This window comes from Pontibacillus sp. ALD_SL1, assembly GCF_017355605.1.
Genome location: NZ_CP062974.1, coordinates 274,934 through 296,929, shown reverse-complemented (window position 1 = coordinate 296,929; position 21,996 = coordinate 274,934). Strand labels below are relative to the sequence as shown.

At 38.3% G+C, this 21,996-nt stretch carries 15 protein-coding genes; 3 read left to right on the top strand and 12 right to left on the bottom strand.

What is annotated here, in order from left to right:
• Window positions 1-40 precede the first annotated feature (40 nt).
• The 12 genes from IMZ31_RS01660 to groES form a co-directional block, all read right to left on the bottom strand.
• Window positions 41-892 carry a DegV family protein gene (locus IMZ31_RS01660; protein ID WP_207528933.1) on the bottom strand — a complete coding sequence of 284 codons (852 nt, stop codon included), beginning with the start codon at window positions 890-892 and terminating at the stop codon, window positions 41-43.
• 328 nt (window positions 893-1,220) lie between these two features.
• Entirely contained in the window at window positions 1,221-1,430 is a 210-nt protein-coding gene (locus IMZ31_RS01655; RefSeq protein WP_207528932.1) for a hypothetical protein, read from the bottom strand.
• A gap of 28 nt (window positions 1,431-1,458) precedes the next feature.
• Complete coding sequence (locus tag IMZ31_RS01650; RefSeq protein WP_207528931.1) at window positions 1,459-1,617, bottom strand: hypothetical protein; 159 nt, start codon at window positions 1,615-1,617, stop codon at window positions 1,459-1,461.
• Between the two features lie 286 nt (window positions 1,618-1,903).
• The gene (locus tag IMZ31_RS01645; protein ID WP_207528930.1) at window positions 1,904-2,095 is read right to left on the bottom strand and encodes a DUF488 domain-containing protein; all 192 of its coding nucleotides are present in this window, start codon (window positions 2,093-2,095) and stop codon (window positions 1,904-1,906) included.
• A 12-nt stretch (window positions 2,096-2,107) separates the two neighbouring features.
• Window positions 2,108-4,039, bottom strand: coding sequence for a fructose-1,6-bisphosphatase (locus IMZ31_RS01640; RefSeq protein ID WP_207528929.1), 1,932 nt, complete (start codon window positions 4,037-4,039; stop codon window positions 2,108-2,110).
• Between the two features lie 308 nt (window positions 4,040-4,347).
• The gene (locus IMZ31_RS01635) at window positions 4,348-5,562 is read right to left on the bottom strand and encodes a Bcr/CflA family efflux MFS transporter (protein ID WP_207530266.1); all 1,215 of its coding nucleotides are present in this window, start codon (window positions 5,560-5,562) and stop codon (window positions 4,348-4,350) included.
• Window positions 5,563-5,898: 336 nt separating this feature from the next.
• Window positions 5,899-7,962: a UvrD-helicase domain-containing protein gene (locus IMZ31_RS01630; protein ID WP_207528928.1), complete on the bottom strand. Its 2,064-nt coding sequence runs from the start codon at window positions 7,960-7,962 to the stop codon at window positions 5,899-5,901.
• A gap of 1 nt (window position 7,963) precedes the next feature.
• Window positions 7,964-9,997, bottom strand: coding sequence for an ATP-dependent nuclease (locus tag IMZ31_RS01625; protein ID WP_207528927.1), 2,034 nt, complete (start codon window positions 9,995-9,997; stop codon window positions 7,964-7,966).
• Between the two features lie 905 nt (window positions 9,998-10,902).
• On the bottom strand, window positions 10,903-11,376 hold the full coding sequence (gene comJ / locus IMZ31_RS01620; protein WP_207528926.1) for a competence protein ComJ: 474 nt from the start codon (window positions 11,374-11,376) through the stop codon (window positions 10,903-10,905).
• Window positions 11,377-11,390: 14 nt separating this feature from the next.
• Complete coding sequence (locus tag IMZ31_RS01615) at window positions 11,391-17,810, bottom strand: DNRLRE domain-containing protein (RefSeq protein ID WP_207528925.1); 6,420 nt, start codon at window positions 17,808-17,810, stop codon at window positions 11,391-11,393.
• 452 nt (window positions 17,811-18,262) lie between these two features.
• Window positions 18,263-19,897: a chaperonin GroEL gene (groL, locus tag IMZ31_RS01610; protein WP_207528924.1), complete on the bottom strand. Its 1,635-nt coding sequence runs from the start codon at window positions 19,895-19,897 to the stop codon at window positions 18,263-18,265.
• Window positions 19,898-19,957: 60 nt separating this feature from the next.
• On the bottom strand, window positions 19,958-20,242 hold the full coding sequence (groES, locus tag IMZ31_RS01605; RefSeq protein WP_036786984.1) for a co-chaperone GroES: 285 nt from the start codon (window positions 20,240-20,242) through the stop codon (window positions 19,958-19,960).
• A 279-nt stretch (window positions 20,243-20,521) separates the two neighbouring features.
• Here groES and IMZ31_RS01600 point away from each other — a divergent pair, with 279 nt between their 5' ends.
• The 3 genes from IMZ31_RS01600 (at window position 20,522) to IMZ31_RS01590 (ending at window position 21,943) form a co-directional block, all read left to right on the top strand.
• On the top strand, window positions 20,522-21,220 hold the full coding sequence (locus IMZ31_RS01600; RefSeq protein ID WP_036786982.1) for a CPBP family intramembrane glutamic endopeptidase: 699 nt from the start codon (window positions 20,522-20,524) through the stop codon (window positions 21,218-21,220).
• A 7-nt stretch (window positions 21,221-21,227) separates the two neighbouring features.
• Window positions 21,228-21,428 (top strand): YdiK family protein, encoded by a 201-nt coding sequence (locus IMZ31_RS01595; RefSeq protein ID WP_198135881.1) that lies wholly within the window; start codon window positions 21,228-21,230, stop codon window positions 21,426-21,428.
• A 110-nt stretch (window positions 21,429-21,538) separates the two neighbouring features.
• A complete protein-coding gene (locus IMZ31_RS01590) occupies window positions 21,539-21,943 on the top strand; it encodes a hypothetical protein (protein ID WP_207528923.1) in 405 nt (134 codons plus the stop codon).
• Window positions 21,944-21,996 lie beyond the last annotated feature (53 nt).

Below are 21,996 nucleotides of genomic sequence, written 5' to 3'. Positions count from 1 at the left end.
TTGGTATATACACCGTCGTGTTTATGACGTCCCCCCCATACTATTTCTCTAACCCTGCTACTCCAAATCCACCGGGTCCTGAATGAGTCGAAATCATACCGCCGGCTTGGATCCATCTTATATTCTGGAAGCCGTTTTCTTTAGCAACCTCATCCATTCGTTGCTTGATCTTTTCATCAAGTCCTATAGAGTAGATAAAATAAAGCTGCTCTCGATCGATGTTGAATTCCTTTAAATAATCCCTTAAGAGTTTTTCAGTAGCTCCACTCATCTTCCCACGGTACTTCTTTGTAGACATAAGCTTTCCATCCTTCAACTCTATGCATGGCTTTATCTTCAAAAGGGTTCCAATCAAAGAAGCCATATTACTGACTCGTCCTCCCGCTTTAAGAAACTCAAGACTGCCTGGTATGAAAGCGAGCCTTGATTTAGGAACGATGGTCTCTATTCTTTCAACTAACTGTTCTGCTTCAATGTCAGGTTCTTTCTCTAAAACGTTAGCCGCATACATCACAATCGCAGCTAAACCTCCCGTAACGTTCAGAGCATCAATGAGATAAATGTCTTCAAATTCCTCCGCAGCTATGACCGCATTTTGAAAAGAGGAAGACGCTTTTGATGTATAACCAACATGCACAATGATGCAATCCGGATATTCCTCTCTTATACGGTTAAAGAACTCTTGGTATTCGTGAGCATTTGTTGAGGTCGTAGAGGGGATCTTCTTCGTGCGTTCGTAATAGTCATAAATATCCTGGACCGGCAGATGACCGTCTAAATAATCGTTGCCATCCATTATGATGTGCATGGGAACGACTTGAACATTGTACGTTTCAGCTAAATCCCCTGGTAAGTCGGCACCACTTTCGGTTGATAAGATGATCCTTCTCATTCTTTGTCCCCCTTGGAGTTAAGTACTGGTTCACTTTTCCTACGTTATGTATTTATTATACATGAGATAATCTGAGCCGCATTGTGATAAGTTTTATTTTGTAGTTTGCATGCACATTTTGAGGTGTCTTTAAGTGTGAGTCTAGAAGTCTTGGGATGCCTTCTAACGCAAAAGGTTATGAACTAAAGAGGATAAAAAAGAAGCATCTTATTAGTTTTTTCACTAATGAGATGCCTCTACTATTACTCAATTTATAAAATGCTCTATTGTTTAACCGGTTTACCGGATCCCTTAAACGATGAGTCAAGGTACCCGTCCCCGTGGCATTTTATTTAGAGTTACTGCCTTCCTCCTGTGTGCTGCTGTTCCCTACAAGTTTTTGTGATACATATAAGCAGACTAAAGCTTGAACAGTGCGGATTACACTCTCAGCAAGATCGTTTAAGCTGTCATCGTAGTACCCTGTAATCCTTGACACTAGAGCACTGGAAAGGACAAAAAGAATGACAAATACTCCAAACCGTTTAAATTTACTCATAAAATCCCCTTTTATTAAGAACTTTTATCTATTGTAGGAAATGGGCTTCTAAACCAAGCGTCGCAAGGATGGCAATTGCGATTCCTCCTACCTTCTTCGTTAAAGAAACCCCAAATGCCTGGCTAAGACCATCGAAGCCATGACTACCCAGCAGGCTAGCGTGAATAGTTTGACTTAACCATTCCATTAGGTATTCCTTCATAACATATTCCAAAAGGGAATTTTACCATGAAAACGCCACTCACACTCTAAGAATATTTTTACATTACAGAAGACTTGAGGATGAGAGAATGTTTCCGTTTACTTGAATTATGAATAAGTTGGCCCGGGGAACGTCGAGGCTCAAAAAGAACAAAAAAGAGATTTCTCAACAGTTTGTTCCACTATTGAGAAACCTCTCCTTTGATTTATAGTTTTCGAAGTTTAATAGAAGAATAGGAACCGTACGCTACCTCATTTTTAAATAGTTCCCCTTACTTCTCTATCATTTCTTTCAAAACTACTGCGTGACTATGCTCTTTATCTTTAGCACCGAACAGTAAAACGACCCTACTATCAGAGGCTATTTCCTTTAGCTCATTCAGCTTATGGCTCGCCTCGGAATTCTCATTAATTTCTCTCTGACAGGATTCTTTAAATGATTCAAACTTATCTGGATCATGCAAAACTTAACAATATTAATTCGTATACCGATGCTCCAAAAGACTTTTTAAAATCGAAATTTCCTGCTTTAATTCTTCCCCAACATTTGTTTCGAGTACCTTCTTCCGCTCTAGTTCTTTATCAACTAACCTTCTTACAGACAATACATCTGTCCCATTTTCTAAGACATCCTCTTTGGAGGTGAATTGTTTATGAGCGACTATCTGCATGCCGTATGAATTGAAAAGCAAGGTGTAACCGGCGATTCCTGTTGTGGACTGATAAGCCTTTGAGAACCCACCATCAATGACAATCATTTTCCCATCTGCCTTCACAGGATTTTCCCCTTCAATTTCCTTAACAGGGGTATGTCCATTAATGATATGTCCCTGCTCAGGGTCTAATCCAAAGTCTGTTAAAATGTCGCGGCAAACTTCTTGCTTCTCACGCAAATAATAGTAAGGGTTTTTGATCTCTTTATGGGTTTGCTTGTCCTTAATAAAATATCTTTCAAAGGTGGTCATTTCTTTTTTCCCGAAGAGTGAAGAGTATTTCCCAGCCCACAAATACCATATGATATCGGTTGCCAGATCATCTGTTTCTTTAACATGGGCGAACGCATGCCTGACATACTTCTCAAAGACATCTAATAACTCTCGACCCGCATAGGTTTGATCCCCTATTGTCATTTCAGCCATATTCCCTTCTTCATCTAACGGAATGCAGCCATGAATGAGTAAATTGCCGTTATACTTCAAATACAGACTGCCTTTTTTCATGAGGAAGTTCATATGTCTTGCCAACTTTTCTGAATGCTGGACAGAAAACAGTAGCTTATCGATCACTTCTATCTCTTCCTCTAACAACGCTGCAGGCTGTTTTGGATCAACGGTTGCAAAACACGTATTCTCGAGAGGATACGTTTGGCCACGGAGCGTAATCTCATCGGAATCATAATCAACCTTCTCAAGCAAAAGCCTGTTTTCCATTTGAAAATCGGGTCGCCTCTTAATAATAGGGCTTTCTAGTTTAAATTGAATGATCGCAATGGCTTGATGGATTTTTGTAATTTGGATTTGTTCAAAATCAGACATTTCTTCATCATTTTGCAGTTTAGGTCTAAAAGCCGGATTATCTTCGTAATATTTCTCTGCAAGATTCACAAGGGGTCTAAGATTGATGCCGTAAGCGCCCTCAATAATATCCAAGTTAGCGTATCGTGCACAAATACGGATGATGTTAGCAAGGCACACCTTCGACCCCGCAAAAGCACCAATCCACAGTACATCGTGGTTTCCCCATTGAATATCAACGGAATGATTATCGATGAGTGTATCCATAATTTTATCCGGCTCAGGACCGCGATCATAGATATCCCCTACTACATGCAGGTGGTCAACAACGAGTCTTTGAACCGTATACGCAAGGCCAACGATTAACTTCTCCGCTTGTCCAAGAGAAATAATCTGTTGGACCATTTTCGTATAATACTGTTCCTTATTGAAATGATCCCCCGTTTTATACAATAGCTCTTCAATGATAAAAGCAAATTGTTTTGGCAATGCATTATGTAATTTCGTACGTGTGTACTTAGAGGAAACGTAAGGGAGCAGTCGAATCATATAGTCGATGATTTCGGTGTACCATTGATTTAACTCTTGTGCATTGTTCATACGAACCTTGATTAACTTCACTTTATCTTCCGGATAATAGACTAATGAAGCAAATTCATTCATTTCTTGATCCGATAACTCATCCCCGAACATATCTCTTATCTTTTCTTTAACTTTCCCTGCCCCATTTCGTAACACATGCTGAAAGGCGTGATATTCCCCGTGCAAGTCACTAACAAAATGCTCTGTCCCCTTTGGTAGATGTAAAATCGCTTCCCGGTTCGTAATCGCTGTGACGATTTCTTCCTCACTATCATATCGTTGCGCTAATAAATCTAATAGTTTCGAATCCATATTACCCAATCCCCCTTCAATGCTATTCGATTTCGATCAATCACCAAAAATTTCGTGAATTGATTCTATTATAAACCAGGGGTCATCTTTGCGGATAGATTCGATAGTTATAGTTTTATTTCTCTTATTTGTTTAGAAGCTTGGGTACGATTCTGGTGCTTCTAATAGAGGCACCACTTTGTCTAGAAAGGGACTTCTTTCATGTATGCTCCCTACTCTAAGTAAAAAGGAAGCACAGGAATCGCCCCCGTGCTTCCATCCATTATAAAAGCCCCGCTTCATCCAACCGGACGAGCAGAGCTTTCATGTTATCCCGCGTATGCTTTTCTTGCGTCTTTCTTCGTCAACGTGAAGAACAACGTAGCACCGATCGATGCCGTCGTAAATAGAATAGCTCCCATTGGGACAGCCGTCGTCTCATCAAGACCGACCAGTGGCGAAACAACCGCGCCAAACAATAGCGGCAGCATGCCGAGCACAGCACTGGCACTCCCTGCTCGGTGGCCTTGATGCTCCATCGCTAATGTGAACGTACTGGTCAACACCATCCCCATCGCTGTCATATAGATGAAGATCGGCACGACAATAGAATACAGTGGTCCTTCGAGAAGCGTCATCACTAATAGAAAACCCGTAGCACTAACCGCGATCAGTACAGCACTTCTCAGCAAGCTTCTCTCGTGAAAAATGCCGCCAAGACGGCCGACTAGAAAACTACCCGTAATGATCGCCAGGCCGTTCACTCCAAACAAGAAACTGAACGCCTGAGGAGATACGTCATAGATTCCCTGATAAACAAATGGCGTTCCAGAAACATAAGCGAAACTCCCGCCGTGGACAAACCCGATCGTTAAGGCGTATCCGATGAAAGATCGGTCCTTCAACAGACGGCCAATGGTCCGAACCGATTCCTTCACTGAGCTCGGGATCCTGTTTTCTACCGGAAGCGTCTCAGGTAACTTGCCTGCTACGGTGAACACGATGGCGAACCCTACGATACTTAGGAAGAGGAAGATCGTCTCCCATGTGGCGAACGGTAACAGCAAAATCGCCCCACCTGTGATCGGCGCAATCATCGGAGCCGTCGCATTGATCACCATCAGTAAGGCGAAGAACTTCGTCAATTCCCTTCCTGTAAATACGTCTCGTACGACCGCCTTGGAAAGGACGACACCAGCAGAAGCCGTAAACCCTTGGATAAAACGGGCGATGACGAGTACATAGATATTCGGCGCAAGCGCACAAGCAAAGGACGCCACCGCGAAGAGGGATAGGAAGATGATTAACGGTTTCTTTCTCCCTTGCGAATCACTGATGGGTCCAACGACAATTTGACCGACAGCTAGTCCGATCAGACAGGTCGTTAAGCTGAGCTGCACGAGTGACGCACTCGTTTCTAAATCAGATGCAATCCCCGGAAAGCTGGGGAGATACATATCGATGTTGAGTGGCCCTAGTATTCCAAGCATTCCTAGTAAAAACGCTAGCCCTATTCTTTCTTTCCCTGTTGGATTATGTAAAATGATGAACACCTTCTTCTTCTGGTTGTTGAACTATGAGTTTAACTTCATTCATTCTCGAAGTCTACCCCTGGGCTTTTCTATCATTCAGAAAGTAATCTTTAGTAGAAAATGAAGCGCGGGGACGGTTCGAGTGCTTCCTATTTACAAAAGCACTCCAACTTGTAACTAAAAAATCCAACATAAGCAACATAAGTCTAATAGTAAAGAAAAAGAGAGTTCTCAATAGTTTATCCAACTATTGAGAACTCTCTTTTATTACTCATATTGTTAGAACTTTAGAGGAAGCACGGGAACCGTTCCCACGCTTCTCCGATGTAAGTCACTGAAACTTATATTTTAATCAGTAATATGATTGATGTCCCCAAATAACTCTCGAAAAACATCACCATATGAAGCTAAATCGTCTACAACGTAAATTCTAAGATTCTTTATAGCCCTAGAACAGGATACATAAAGCAAATTTCTTACACTTTCATATTTAATCTTATCTTCTCCTTCAAGATTTTGCCTTTGCTGATATTGCTCAAAAAACTTGCCGAAAAAATTAGGATCTCTTCCAAATTTATTCTCCATAACAATTAATACATTATCAAATTCAAGTCCTTTTGTTCCATGATAAGTGTAATAGTTAACTTCACTATTTAGGTTATTACCTATCAACTTATGCCAGTTTTTTAATTCTTTCATGGGAACATTTAATAATTCATCCAGCAATAAGCGCATCTGTTCTATTTCTTCATCCGATTTCTTCTTAGACCAACTATTTCTAAATACATCTAGGAAAGATTCTTTCGATACCTTGCCGTCAGGAAACAAGTTGGAAATAACCTTTCTGAATAAATCTTTTTCAAAACCAAAACCATCATGAATTTTTACCAATTCATCTATGTATTCGCCAAACGTCTCCGCCTCAATACTCCGCATAATGGAGAGAATTTCTCTAAGTTGAGAGATATTAACCTCACATAATACTTTTAGTGGAAATAAATCAGAAATAAGTGACTGTTGATTGTTAATATTCACGCAATTATCAACCAATTCATAAATTGCTCTTTGCGCATAACCTAACTTAGATAAATCACTACTAAGAAGTTCAGTGTTAAGCTGTTCATAACCTTTGCCAACAGAATAACGAGGCATTTTACTAACAGCATTATAAAAGTTCCACAACCCAGTTTGTTCTGCAACCATTCGGTTAGTTAGTACAAGACAATGCAGATTATTCTCCTCATTAATAGCCCAGTCTACTTTGCACTTGTCTATCATCACTGAGATATTATCTCTAGAACCCTGATATAACTCTACACTTCCACAATTACCATCTTCATATATAGACCTCTGAAAAATCCCATCTAATCTAATGTTATTTATTACATCAATTACTTCAGTTGAGGACCTTCTATTAAACTCTTTTACAATACGCGTTAGTCCCGGATGAATTTCCAGCAAAGCATTCCCTACACCATCTTCATAAATATTCTGAGCTGAATCTCCGTAATAACCAATAAAAATTGGGCGTTCAATTTCATTTGCAGTTTGGAAAATCCTATTCATTATATCTACAATTAAAGGATTAGTATCTTGATACTCATCAATAAAGATATATGGGTACTTATCAATAATAAGTCTTCTTAACATGAAATAACGCTCAAACATTTTGTTTCCATATTCAAGCAATGTATCATGACTTATTTGCATTTCATCTAATTTATCACTATTAACTCTTGGTGTATATTGAACTTTTTTGTATCTAGGATTACCTTCCTCAATCTTTTTTATAGCTTTCTTGTATTTCTCAACCTTATAGATTGATAATACTAGTTTTCTAAATGTGCTTACATTGTGTAGTAAACTATCAAATTCACTCATTTGAGGACCAAACTCTTGCTTATATTCTGCACTTTTCATATCATAACATCTATAAAACTCTGACTTTAGTTGATGCATTAAATTAATAAACTTCTCTTTTTCTCTATCTTCTAATTCGTTATACTTTTTGAATTTATTTGAATTTATTTCGCTTTCGATTTCATTTGTATTTTCTTTGAGTTTGCACACATGAATCTCAACTAATTCATCTTGATACTTTTCTATCAATCCCCATATTCTTTCATGTATAGTAGAAACCAGTACTAGATCGGAGTAACCTAAACGCTCTTTGAGCTCCTCTGTTGCTATATTTGTATAAGTAATACAAATAATCTGTTGTCCTTGAAGACTTAAACGTTTACCGTACCTTTTTATCACGTGCCTAAGACTTTCTGTTAATGCATAAGTTTTTCCAGCTCCGGCACCAGAATCAAATACCATGCTTTCATTAGTATCAATTTTCTCGTTAATCTCTTCTTGTATCTGCTTCTCTCTTTGAAGATTTTCATCAGTAATCACTTTGAAAGACATATTATTCACCTTCACCCAATTTAACTTTTAACCAAGAAAGTCCATCAACTATGTATTGTGGTAATGACGGAATACTTTCTGACGTTTCCTCTTGAAGATATCTATACAATAAGCTGTTTGCAAAATCACTTTTATTGCTCGATAGTTTTCTTTGAAGTTTATATGATTGTTCTTTTAACCCACCTTCTTCATTTACTATTTTAATATATGTGTTTCTCTTCACTTCTTTTAATACTTCATTTAAAGTATCATTATTATGATTTGCTAGAATGAAAGCCTCTTCAAAACTTGTTGGGTAAACGCCTTCTTTCAAATCCTGATATACGATCTTCATATTTTCTATAGGTACACTCAAATTAATAGTTTCGATTGATTCTCCGTATTCATTGTATTTAATTAGAGTTTGATTTGTTGTAACTCTCCCATCTAACGTCGTCATTTTTAAATATTCGTCTTTCTCAGCTTTCTCACGCTTTATATCCAAGTCTGTTATTATTAATGTTGGTACTCTCAGTGTTTGGATTAAATTGTGATATACAAGACCGTGAGCACCATCTATATTAAATACTGAGATATAGTACTTATTCAACGTTTCATCATTATCTAAATGATAGTTTATTAATACTTCTTCTGTTGTTCCTTCAACAAAAATAACTGCATCGGAGAAAAAAAGTTCTGAAACCCTATATTTTATATGTTTTTTAAGAAACTCAAAATCTTTTTTATTTTTATCCTCATTTTCTTCCCTTAGGCCACTCGGAGCTACTAGACCATCCTTTAGGCACACCACTTCAGATTCATTATTATTAGAGCTTATATAATTTATATAGTCAAATGAACCACCACTATGTATCTTACTGTTGAGTATATGTGAGGAATGTGTAGTAATAATCAACTGACTATTAACATTTTTGTTTTTCCCTTCAAGAAGTGTTGTAATAGCCTCATTTATGCTCTTTATAAAATTTTCCTGCATCTGAGGGTGCATAAACGTTTCAGGTTCTTCAATAGATATAAGATTTATCCTACTATTAAATGAGTCTTCTGGATATCTCTCCATATACTCAATAAGGTCTGCTATTATCATCATAAGATTTGTGTACCCCAAACCGAATTGGTTTTCAGGTATATAAAGACCATTCTCCACATACTCATATTTCACAAGTTTATTAAGCAAATCATCAAATGAGATATTTGAACTAAGCCGAACGCTTATATGGTCAGAGGTTTCTATTTTACCAACTGATTCATTAATGCTATCAGTATGCTCGGATTTTAATTGATTAGTAACAGATGTATTAAAAGACTCTATTATATCCTCAACATTACTCTGCTGTTCCAATTTAGAAGATCGATATTTCACAATCTTATTGAATGCATTCGAGAGACAATTTTCACTTGTAACATTATTAGCTTTGATAGAACGAAGTTCAATTAACTGCTTTAATGTAAAGTTATTTACCGGCTCATCATCTGCACTAAAGTAGCGAACTTTAAACGGTGTAGCTTGTACTAACTTAATAAAGTTTCCATAACCATGTTCATCATCTTCAACTACTTCATGTAACTTTTCTGCAAACTCCTCAATGTTTTCAGGTTCATATTTCACCTTAATAATCAACTCAGAATCTTGAGCATTAGCAATAGTCATAAAAGGGGCAAGATTACTTATAAGATCTGAACTATCATCTTCTAATCCAATAACTACTTCAAATTTTATTTTAGGTATGGGCGCGACTACATCTCCTGTACTCAGTGAATCAATATACTCACTGAATAGTTCCTTCAAATAATTCATATTTATATCTGTAAAACTAAGTCCCACACTTTTGTCGAGTAAAAGCTCTAATGCCTTAATTACTGTAGTCTTTCCTGTATTATTTTTACCAACAATCAACGTAGTAGTTTTAGCTACATTTAGTTCAACTACACCATCTTCCCGTTCCTTGAAACCTCGAGAATCAACAAATTCTATAACATTATTGCCATTACTAAATTTCCTGAAATTTTCCAGACGAACACTCTTCAAATACATTAGTACTCTCCCCCTAAATAACACGTTCCATATAACCAACTGACAAATCATCCAAGTTTCGGAGTTAACAACCACTTAACTCAGTACTTGTTATCTTCTAAGTTCCTGATCTCTTGATTGTGTTTATATTACTACTTAAATAGTTGCTAAACTTTGAAAAAATGAAGAACTCATTTTTACTGATGTACTCAGTCCCGTATATTTCAATATTCTTCACTAAATCTATGAATCCTTCACAATATTACAATTTTTTCAAATGAAAAACACTTGAACTCTTGCATAATTACTTACCGCTATATAGAGAGAAACCAAGATTTAAGGTACAAAAAAAGAGGCCTCTCACTAGTTTGTTCAACTAATGGGAAGCCCCTTGATATACCCAATGTTAGCACTTTTTGCAAAGAAATTCATAACCCTTATCTACCAAGGCGTTGAGCGGTTATTACATCATGCCGCCCCTATGGTGAGAGTGTGTAATATCTTACACGTTGTATGCGCAAAGTGCGTTAAATCAAGGTTTTTCTGAATGCTGTCTGTAACATCTTTAACGGGGTTTTATCGTTTTTCACTGGATTGCGTTAGCATTATTCATTATAAAATAATAGTAGCAAATTATCTAAATATTTAATGGAATTAGTTAGAGAGAAAGGAAAATCAACTTTTTTGACCTAGAATTCAGAATGCTCCGCCTAAAATACATTTCTGTTCTCACCTGAAATTTTTAGAGTTAGTAAACAAAAATACAATTCCAACCGATGACCTCTACACTGCCAGTGAACTTCAATGATCGTTTTTCCAAAAATTCATAAACGATGTATCAGAGTACCCGCCCCTACGACACTTCAATTCGTCACTTCACGTACTAAAATGAACAACTAATACTAATATTAGTCGTGCAATAAATTTTATATAGCTGGATTTGCTTCCATTAATAAACTATCAGGTAATTTTAATTCATCGTCCGCTTTTAATACTTTTGCATTGGGATTTTCACTCTCTATAAATGAAAATGTATAGTGCTCGGTACCATCTAGATATTTTGCTGTAAACAAGACTTCATAAGTACCTTCAGGTATATCAATTGCTACTGTTTCTATTACAGAACCTATCTCTATGCCATCCTTTTCAACTTTGAACGGAACAATTATCGCTCTTATTATATCTTCATCAATATCAATTTCCATTTTATTAGTCAGCTTTACAGTAATCTTACAATCACTATCACTAGAAAGCGTTCCAAAGGAAACTGAACCACTCCTCCACGAAAACCCTTGATTTACATGAGTTTCACTCCAATCATTAAAGGGGTTAATAATTCCATATTGAAACAATGCAATCTGGTTATAAAGTATTTCAGTCTCAAAAGAAAACTCACTCATTATATAATCCTCCATTATTTAAGTCTTACTTTAGTTCCATCTGGATAATTTCTTAACTTATTTCCTAAATAAGCACCGGCACCTCTGTTATCAGATGGACTAACAGGTCTCACACTTGCACCCTTACCGCCCTCTTTAAACATTGCTGGGGGGTATTCATCTAAATCCTTCCCGGGGACTTTTTCTCGACCTCTTAAGCTATCTCTTCTTCGTGACTTTGCACCTGAACGGTCGATGGTTAATGTGTCTAAGTGACCAGCTTTTTGTGCTTCTTGTATATGCTTACTTGTTTCTGGGTATCTATTAGAAGGTGTAGTTACCTCTACATCAGCATTACTAGTACCTTTAACACTAGGACTGCCACTAGAAACATCTTTCTTCTTACTCGCCGGATTCTTCGTCTTAGGAGTGGAGGCCGAAATGTCTTTACCTCCACTTGATAATGGATCAATCCTACCAATTACCCTACCGGCATCCGCCGATTTGGATGTATTCCTCAAGCCTTTTGCTGCTTTAGCTGCCATGGATATGTTCCCAGGGATAAAGAGCGAAACAGCATTGGAAGCTAACATTAATCCGTTTTCTACAGAAGGGTCTTTCGCAAACGTAACTGCATCTACCACTGTAGAGATAACATCTAAAATAAAGTTTCCTGATGGATCGACGAAGGTTAATGGATTGTTATTTGCATACGTATAATCCGGTAATTCGCCCTGAGGATCTGCACTTAGGAATTGACCGAACTCTGAATGGTAGTGACGATCATTTAAATAGTATAATCCAGTTACTTCATCATAGCGGTACCCCGCGTAACGATAAGGACTAATTTCTGTCTGGCCTGAAGAATCAATGATATTACCAAAAGAATCGTAAGTATACGTTGCCACTACCTCTTGATTACTGTCAATAATTTTCGTGATATCTCCATGGCCATTAAATATTGGATAATACGTTTGTCCATCTACTTCTATATTGAGTAAATGACCCGTCGGACTCCATGTATAATATTTCTGCAGGTTATCGTTCTCATCAAGTTCAGCTACGACTTCATTGTTCTTTCCATTGTAGACAAACTGCGTAACTTCTCCACCAATGTCTTGGTATATCCTTCTTCCTTGATCATCATAACGATATGCTGCAAGCTGATTGGTGTTACTTGAATCCCATACTTCTATAAGATTCCCTTCAGCATCCCACTTATAACTATAAGTTCCATCGTTTGAAATTTGACCGTTCTTTGTATGTTCAATATCTGTATTGCCTACGCTCTGCAGTTGATGGGCTTCTCCAAATTGATAATCTTTCGTATCAACAATTGAACCACTTGCGTCTTTAACAACCTTCTGACTTCTCATTCCTTCAAGTGTATAGTTATATTCATAAGATCCACCAGAAGGCAAGGTTTCTTTTTTTAATTGACCATACTGGTCGTAATCGTAGTTTAACTGTTCTCCATCTTTATTTGTGATTTGAGTGATTAGCTTTTGGGTATCACCATCGTATTCATACTCATCTTGTATGAATAGATCACCACGAAACTCTCTAGATGTAAAGGTATCAATTCTTCCATTTGATGCATAGCTAATTGCCGTTTCTGCCTTCGTACCGTTACGTAACCATGAAAGCTTCCCATGCTCATCGTATAAGATTTCAGATGTTTCTCCTATCGAATTACGGAATGTGCTAGGTTGTCCTACGCGATTATAGGTTGTCGTTTCACTTTTAGTATCTTGACCGAGCTGGAAGGTCTGTTTTGTAATCTGGCCCTCGTTATTTCGCTCATATGTGAGGTTAGCGCTATTATCCGTATAACTTGTCATCAAATTCAAGTTATTATAACTCATGTCCCAAGTTCTATTGTACCTAGGAGCATCAACTTGTTCTACATTTCCATTCACATCGTAGTCGTATGTGAACTTGGTGGTTTGATTTGTTGATAAAGTAGTAACTTGACCTAAATCATTGTATTGATAAGATATCGTGTCCTGGTTAGCCCTTGTTACAGTGTCTGTTAGGCCAGAAGGAGTGTAACTAAATGATGTCACACGATCATTTGTTTCTGAGGTATCCTCATCATCAGATCCAATGACATCGGTATAGGATTTCATGTTTCCATCCTTGGTGTACGCATACTTCGTCTCTGCCTTTGTAACACCGTTGTCTACTGAGCGTAATGCAGTCAGATCTCCATCTTTATTATAATCATAATCTAGTACCAGTTTGTCATTGGTGGTCACTTTTTCTTCAAGGTCTGTTCCATCTTTATATTCAATGTCTTGAACGTTTCCATTCTCATCTTTAATAATTCGAGGTTCACCTATATTTTCTGGGTGATTGCTTGTAGTATAAGTGAACGTTTTGGTGTTCCCCATTGGATCCTTGATTTCTTTTAGCCATGTATTGCTTGAATCGAAGTTATAATGGGTATTCCACTTTCCTAATTGAAGCCTTACGTTATCAAAGTAGACCGTTCCTTTACTCATACCCGGCATTAATCCCGGCCTAATATATGCTGTATTAGTTGGAATATCTTGTGGATCGACTTCAATAGTAAGCTTTCTCCACGGTGTATCTCCGCCTATCTTCTCAGATACAACACGCTCAATTATGTTTTTATCTGAGTCATACATTTCGAACTTAATATGGTTACGGTCTAGTTCATAATTTTCAGTTTTGACAAATGCCGTGAAATGATACGATTCCCCATTAGAGTTGTCATAAGGAATAAAGTTTGTTGGACGGACGGCCCGTGATTCAGTAGGGTTTTGGACTTTAACAGCGTTAGACCCTGTAAATGTTTCCTCTCCAACCGTGGTAACAGAGTACACACCAGTAGGTTTTGTCCATCCATCAGGCCACCCATCAGAGTCGTCATCTCTTTCAAAGCTTGGGTTGTTTACAAGATTCAAATTAGTATCTACCGCATACTTTTGGAGTTGAACACCATCGAAATATACTTGTCCAGTTCCCGTATTGTTACTTCCTCCTAATTTGAGTCTAATTGACGTAGCGTTATCTGGAATTTCTACAGCTTGTAAGACTGTTTTGAGTTGTTGCCATCCCTGGGTACCAGTAACTTCTGTACGGCCCAATTCTACTGTACTACCATCATCCAGGTTGGCTAAAACGGATATAATGCCAAGCTGTTCACCAGAATCCTCATTAACTTTTATATACCCCGATACTACATAGTCTTCAGAAACATCTACATCAGTCTCATCTGAGCTAACAATTGTGTGCGGAAGACTATATGAGTTTGAATTGGTGAATGAAAGTGAATTTGAACCATAGACAGACTCTTTGACCCGCTCAACATATCCGGTCTGCCCTCCGTCATAATTCCATCCATCAGGTAGTCCGTTATTATCAAATGAACTTTCGAAATTACTATTTATGACTAAATTGTCTGCAAGTCCTAGAGTAGGAGAACTCAAGCTTAGATTATCATCCTCATACCTTACAGCATTTGTTCGATAATAAGGATCACGTGAAGTCCATTGTTGGCCTTCTTTATCATAAGTCATCTTATATTTTTCATTGTTTAAATCACGGAACTCCGTTAAGTTTGACTCTCCATCGTAAGAATAACCCGTGCTATCCCCATTAGGATTAGTAACTTTAATAATATTTCCGGAGTCTTGGTCAAGCTCATAGCCCCAAACATTGCTTTCAGGATCCGTTACAGATGTTAAATAATGTTTAATGTCCCGATCCCAGTCATATGTTGTCGTAACATTAGCTCCATTAGGATCCGCTTGGATCTTTGTAACGTTCTGATGCTCATTATATGAATAGAGTGTTTTCCTACCTTCACCATCATATATAGCAGATTTCTTTAAACTTAATGAAGCTGTATATTGGTCTCCGTTGATGAATGAACTCAAATTACCTTGCTCGAGTTGCAAACCATCAAACCAAACCTTGCCTGAACCTGATTTTGCGGAGGCACCTATCTTGACATAAACCCTATCAGTTCCACTTGGGAAGGAATTAATAGTAGAACTACCTCTATCCCAACCAGTAGTTCCTGAGTGATCAATACGCCCGACTTCCCCTAAGTAATTATCGTTGTCATCGTAAGCTAAAATAGATATTACGGAACCAAAGTCACCACTGTTTTCTACTAATTTTGTGTATCCACTTAGTGTATATGTCTTAGAAGTATCTAAATATATAGGATCGCTTAAATAATAGGTGTAATCATTATAATCTGATGAATCTGCTGATAGAGAAACGGAGAAGTCGTTAAAATAGCTAACTGATCCATCTATCTGAAGTGGTAGATCTACCCCGCTTCCGAAGGTAAAGTGATCAGATAAACTATCCCCGTCAGCATCAGTCTCAAAATTCGCATTAGAAATAGCATTAGTAGGATTGATCGCTGTTAAGCGGTCATTGGCTGAATAGCTATAATAGGAAGTGCTACCCGCTGGAGACATTTGATAGACTAAATTATTCTCATCGTTATAGCTATAACTCATGCTTTCCCCATCAGGTGTTGTTAGTCCTGTGAGCAAATTGCCACTGTACTCATAATTCCATACACGCCCCGCAGGGTCTTCTGCTGAATCTATTAAACCATTACTAACATTAAAAGTAATAGCATGCCCTTTACCGTCATCAATAGAATCTAATTGACCGCTACTGTAATTGAAGTTCAGTGAACTTCCCTTAGCATCTTTAATTTTTGTAATTTTACTTGTAGTTAGGTCAAAGGTATAAACAATATTTGATGTTGTAACGATTTCTGCTTCTGTTTCAGAGGTACGATATAAGTCCCAATACAATCCTTCCGGAGAGTCATACGTTCCATCATTATTGTATTTAAAGTATATGCTTGTTCCAGTACCATCAACTAGTTGGGCAGGCCCATACTCTCCTATGCGAAGCTCCATGTCAAAAGGTGAACTCCATCCATATCCAAACAACCCAACATCTTCAGATCGACTATTAAATGTACGCTGAACATTTAATGAGACACCTTTACCTGGGAACTGGGCATCTGTGAAAGAAAGCATTAAGTTACGATTTGCCATGTTCACTGGCCCATCGTAGGTCCAAAACGGCTGCTTACCTAAGCCATCAATAGAGTATGTAATGTCTATATAGGGAACTCCATCAGAATTTGCTGTTGAATTAGAGGACAGGAATTCTCTAATTAAGTTACCCTCATTTTTATACTTGAGTTGTAAGCCATAATTATCTTTACCGTTATACCAGTCCTTCACAATATTTGTGACAGGCATATTTAAAGTTCCTGAAGTTTTAGAAGTTAACTTTTTTTCGTGATTAACTGAACCTGTAGTAGGCTGATTCGACCAACTCACTCCACCGTTATACCAGTCCGATGTAATTCTTGATGCCTGTAAAACAGGTTCTTGGTATTGAGAGTAGACAGTTGTGTTATCCATCACCAAATCAGCAGAATCAATTTTAGAACCGGTTGGTAGGTTAGGGAGTACAAAGCTGATTAAAGCCCTTGTTTTCCCAAAGTCATCCCCTTCACCAACGTAATAATGTGACCAATGATTATAATCAGATTGAGGGTACATTTCAGCAATAAATGTATCTATCGTTTCCTCCTGCTTGGTTTCATTTATAGTAGGATCCAAATAGATAGGAAACTCTCTATCTTCACTATTAATCCAATCCTCGTCTACTGTCATTTTAAAAGTAAATTTGTTTTTACTTTTTTCAGAGATTGAATAGGAAACGACATTATCTTCAGCAACCTCATCTATAATTACAGGTTTATCGAGGGTGAAGATTGGTTCTTCTTTATTATCTTCTTTGAAAAAGATTAACTCTCCATCATCCGTCAACTCGTACTTATATTCTTTTACTTTAAAATCAAATTCAAAAGTCGTCGGCGCTTCTTTCCCCTTCAAAATAAGAATTTCTTTTAAACCAGTTGAAGTTGAAACATATTGAAGGTCCGTTTCTTTTGCTACATTTGGATATGTTAACACATCATCCTCAACAGTAGCTTTTGTAGGTTGCTGTAAGAACAAAGGTCGGAATTGAATTTTTTCTTTCCCTTTACCTATTGAAATGTATCCTTTAGATAACGTCTTTTTTAAAGAAATATCAAATGAGTTACTTTTATTTGTCAAAGTATCATTATTTTCTGAGACTAGCTTCTCATTAATCTTTTTCCAATTTCCATTTTCTTTGAAGTGAATTGGATTTTTGTATATTTTCTCTCTATAAGTACCATCTTCTTTAAGGTAGCGTTTCGAATATTTCGTTCTATAATCTTCTAATTCTGTCTCATGGTTAGAGACCTGCTGGCCACCACCCTCAACTGCATCTTTAGCATGGGTAGGGAGATTCTCCCTTTTAGGTGGATCATCCAATGAGGATGCTTGTACCAACATTGGGTTTGCTAACAATAATACAGATAGCAGCAGGGCTATCGCTTTATCGATTTTCAAAAATATTACCTCCAGATTACATTTTTGTAACACTCAGTAATACAGAGTAAATTGTTTCCTGGTATTACACAACGTCTGTCACGATTTTAAGAAAAAAAGACTAGTTTATTTATGTGATTTTAGGGTAAATGAATTAGTTAAATGTAAATGGGATGTAATTACTAAAGAGGGATACTCAAGAAAATATTTGATTAAATCTTAATTAATATAAATAGGAGAAAATTTCTTTAATACTAAAGACAGGTGAACAAAACCTCTCATTATACCTCCACCTTGAAAAAGAGGTAGATTCTTGATTATTTTACCTAGGTAAAAATAAAGATGATTAAACACAAAAAGAGGCTTCTCGATAGTTTTTCAACTAATGAGAAGCCTCACTTATATTTCACGATGTTAGCATTTCGTTAGCAAAATCCTTCAAAACCCTCATATACCAAGGGTTTGAGCGGTCATCACATCATGCCGCCCATTCCACCCATGCCACCCATATCTGGCATACCGCCACCAGCATTATCTTCTTCAGGGTGATCGGCTACAACCGCTTCTGTAGTTAGGAACATTGCCGCTACAGATGCTGCGTTTTGTAGTGCGGAGCGTGTTACTTTTGTTGGGTCCACGATACCTGTGTCGACCATGTTTACCCACTCGCCTGTTGCTGCGTTAAAACCAACGCCAACCGCTTCGCCTTTAAGACGCTCGATAATAACAGAGCCTTCAAGACCTGCGTTGTGAGCGATTTGGCGAACTGGTTCTTCAAGTGCACGAAGTAAGATCTTCGCACCTGTTTCTTCGTCGCCCGTAAGGTCAAGTGCTTCTACTTTCTTGTAGATGTTCACAAGTGCTGTACCACCACCGGCTACGATGCCTTCTTCTACTGCTGCGCGCGTAGAGTTCAGGGCGTCTTCGATGCGAAGTTTACGCTCCTTAAGCTCTGTTTCTGTAGCTGCACCAACTTTGATGACTGCTACACCGCCAGCTAGTTTCGCAAGGCGCTCTTGAAGTTTCTCTTTATCGAATTCAGAAGTTGTTTCTTCTAATTGAGAACGGATTTGGCTTACGCGGCCTGAGATTTGTTCAGGGTTGCCAGCACCTTCAACGATTGTTGTGTTCTCTTTCGTAACCACAACTTTGTTCGCACGACCTAATTGATCGATTGTTGTGTTCTTAAGCTCTAGGCCTAGGTCTTCTGTGATAACCTGTCCGCCTGTGATGGTTGCGATGTCTTCAAGCATCGCTTTACGGCGATCACCGAATCCAGGTGCTTTAACAGATACAGCGTTGAATGTACCACGAAGTTTGTTCACAACAAGTGTTGCAAGTGCTTCGCCTTCAACGTCTTCAGAGATCATTAGAAGTGGACGGCTTTGCTGGACCACTTGCTCAAGGACAGGAAGAACTTCCTGAATGTTTGTGATCTTCTTATCTGTGATTAGAATGTAAGGATTCTCAAGAACCGCTTCCATCTTGTCTTGGTCAGAGACCATGTAAGGAGATGCATATCCACGGTCGAACTGCATACCTTCAACAACTTCCATCTCTGTGTTGAAGCCTTTAGATTCTTCAATTGTGATAACACCATCGTTACCAACGCGCTCCATAGCTTCTGCGATTAGTTGACCTACTTCTTCATCCGCTGAAGAAATCGCCGCTACTTGTGCGATGGAATCTTTACCTTCAATTGGTTTAGAGATTTGTTGAAGTTCTTTAACGGCTAATTCTGTCGCTTTCTCGATACCGCGACGAACGCCAACTGGATTCGCACCAGAAGCTACGTTTTTAAGACCTTCACGGATCATCGCTTGTGCTAGAACCGTTGCCGTTGTTGTACCGTCACCAGCGATTTCGTTTGTTTTAGAAGCTACTTCAGATACAAGCTGCGCGCCCATATTCTCGAAGTGATCTTCTAATTCAATTTCTTTCGCGATTGTTACACCGTCATTTGTAATAAGTGGAGAACCGAACTTTTTCTCAAGAACCACGTTACGTCCTTTTGGTCCAAGAGTTACTTTAACTGCATCAGCAAGGCGGTCTACACCGCGAAGCATCGAACGACGTGCGTCTTCACTAAACTTAATATCTTTAGCCATGAATAAATACCCTCCTAAAAGATTCTTGTAAGCGTTTATGATTGTCCAACATTAATTGTATTAGTTAACGACTGCTAAAATGTCACTCTCACGTAAAATTAAGTATTCCTTACCTTCGTACTTCACTTCAGTACCAGCAAATTTTGAGAAGATGATGTGGTCGCTAGTGGCTACCTCTAGTGCAACCTTTTCACCATTATCCGTCACACGACCAGAACCTACCGCAACAACTTTACCTTCTTGAGGCTTCTCCTTCGCAGAGTCAGGAAGAACAATACCGCTCGCGGTCTTTTCTTCTTGTTGTACTACCTCAATTACAATACGATCACCTAATGGCTTTAACAAATCAGACACCCTCCTCAAATGGTTAAAAACTATTCTTGTTTTGATTTATTAGCACTCTCTTAACTTGAGTGCTAACACAATTATTATAATAATGAATCTCCAGGTATTTTGCAAGCGAAAACATTTAATTTCTTCATAAAAATTTCCTCACAGAAACTCGCTCACTCCCCCAGCCGATTATGACTCATCTTTTCCGATTTAAACGTTTCTTTCCACTTCTTTAAATGTGTTACAATACGTAAGATAAAGGTATAAATTCTCAAAAGGAGTCGTTGCCGAATGCCAAGGCGCTATTGGTATGTCATCTTAACATATACGCTTGTCCAATTATCAGGTGGGTTGGTAGGTCAGTTCATTCTTTCACTGGACCTTGAGAATCCTCAAACCTGGCTGATCACCTGGACGATCTCATCCTTTATTGCTGGCCTTCTTATTATTACATGGCTCTTAAAGCCAGATATACAGAAGGACCTGCGTCAGGATTACGATATGGGTATCGGGTCTTACATCAAGTGGGGACTGCTTGGAATCTTACTTGCTTTCCTAAGTCAGTACGCCGCTACTGTCATTGAGTCTCTTGTCTTTGGCGTTGATCCTATATCAGAGAACACGCAAAACTTATCGGCTCTTGCGAAAGCAACACCGATCTTCATTCTCATCATTGCCATTGTGGCACCGATCTTAGAGGAGATCATATTCCGAAAGATTCTATTCGGAACATTACGTAAATATACGAACTTCCTCATATCTGCACTCGTATCAGGCAGTATCTTCGGGATCGTGCACGGCGAACCAGAGCACTTACTGAAATATGCCATGATGGGCTTAGTCTTTGCCTACTTATATGAGAAAACAAAGCGCATTATCGTACCGATCATCACGCACGCAACTATGAATTCCCTCGTCATTATTGCCCAGATGACAATAGATGTAGAACAACTGGAGCAAAACGTACAGACAATCCTGTTTGGAGGTTAATCCTATTATGAAAACTTCGCCATTCTTTATGGCATTCCTCTATTTTATTATGGGGATTTTATTTACGTATATCGCCATACTTAGTGTAGAAGAGACAATTTGGAACTTGATTACGCTCGTTTGCTCTTTCGTTGCGACAGTAAATTTCGCCGTCGCGATTCGACTTTTTATGCTGTTCCTAAAAATGAACAAAAGCAACAAAAAATAAGCGGCTTCCCCACTACGGGGATAGCCGCTTATTTTTATGCCACCATGTTCAGATCGTCTATTATCTGCTATTATATGGTAAGGTATAATTTGTAAAAAGGTGGTGATGATATGAAAAATCTATTACGCAGCACCGTGAGCTCTTTACTTATAGGGCTTGGATTCATTACAGGCATCCTTGCATTCGCGTATAAAATGTTAATACTATCTGATATTCCAGTTTCCTTTTCCACTTCGGAAGCCCTCGTCGCCCAGATGTTATTTTTTATCGCTACTACTTTCATAAGTTTTGGCATACTAGCTGTAAGAAGCAATTTAGGACGCGTCATAGCAGCAGGCTTCATCATGCTAGCTTTATTATTCAATCTTTCAGTTTTTCAGACACCCCTATTCGATCACAGGGCATCCGTTGCCTTTTTGCAAATGACTCCTATTTTGCACCTAAGTTTCCTTACACTACTAAGCCTTTACTTGCTTATTCGGAACTGGAAGCAACCACTATATTCGTATAACTAGAATCACCCACATACGACAAAAAAAGGCCATCCTCTTGATGGCCTTTTTTTATA

Excerpts from the sequence above, each read along its gene's own strand:
- IMZ31_RS01660 (WP_207528933.1), bottom strand. The coding sequence starts at position 892 with ATGAGAAGGATCATCTTATCAACCGAAAGTGGTGCCGACTTACCAGGG.
- IMZ31_RS01655 (WP_207528932.1), bottom strand. The coding sequence starts at position 1,430 with ATGAGTAAATTTAAACGGTTTGGAGTATTTGTCATTCTTTTTGTCCTT.
- IMZ31_RS01650 (WP_207528931.1), bottom strand. The coding sequence starts at position 1,617 with ATGGAATGGTTAAGTCAAACTATTCACGCTAGCCTGCTGGGTAGTCAT.
- IMZ31_RS01640 (WP_207528929.1), bottom strand. The coding sequence starts at position 4,039 with ATGGATTCGAAACTATTAGATTTATTAGCGCAACGATATGATAGTGAG.
- IMZ31_RS01630 (WP_207528928.1), bottom strand. The coding sequence starts at position 7,962 with ATGTCTTTCAAAGTGATTACTGATGAAAATCTTCAAAGAGAGAAGCAG.
- IMZ31_RS01625 (WP_207528927.1), bottom strand. The coding sequence starts at position 9,997 with ATGTATTTGAAGAGTGTTCGTCTGGAAAATTTCAGGAAATTTAGTAAT.
- comJ (WP_207528926.1), bottom strand. The coding sequence starts at position 11,376 with ATGAGTGAGTTTTCTTTTGAGACTGAAATACTTTATAACCAGATTGCA.
- groL (WP_207528924.1), bottom strand. The coding sequence starts at position 19,897 with ATGGCTAAAGATATTAAGTTTAGTGAAGACGCACGTCGTTCGATGCTT.
- IMZ31_RS01600 (WP_036786982.1), top strand. The coding sequence starts at position 20,522 with ATGCCAAGGCGCTATTGGTATGTCATCTTAACATATACGCTTGTCCAA.
- IMZ31_RS01595 (WP_198135881.1), top strand. The coding sequence starts at position 21,228 with ATGAAAACTTCGCCATTCTTTATGGCATTCCTCTATTTTATTATGGGG.
- IMZ31_RS01590 (WP_207528923.1), top strand. The coding sequence starts at position 21,539 with ATGAAAAATCTATTACGCAGCACCGTGAGCTCTTTACTTATAGGGCTT.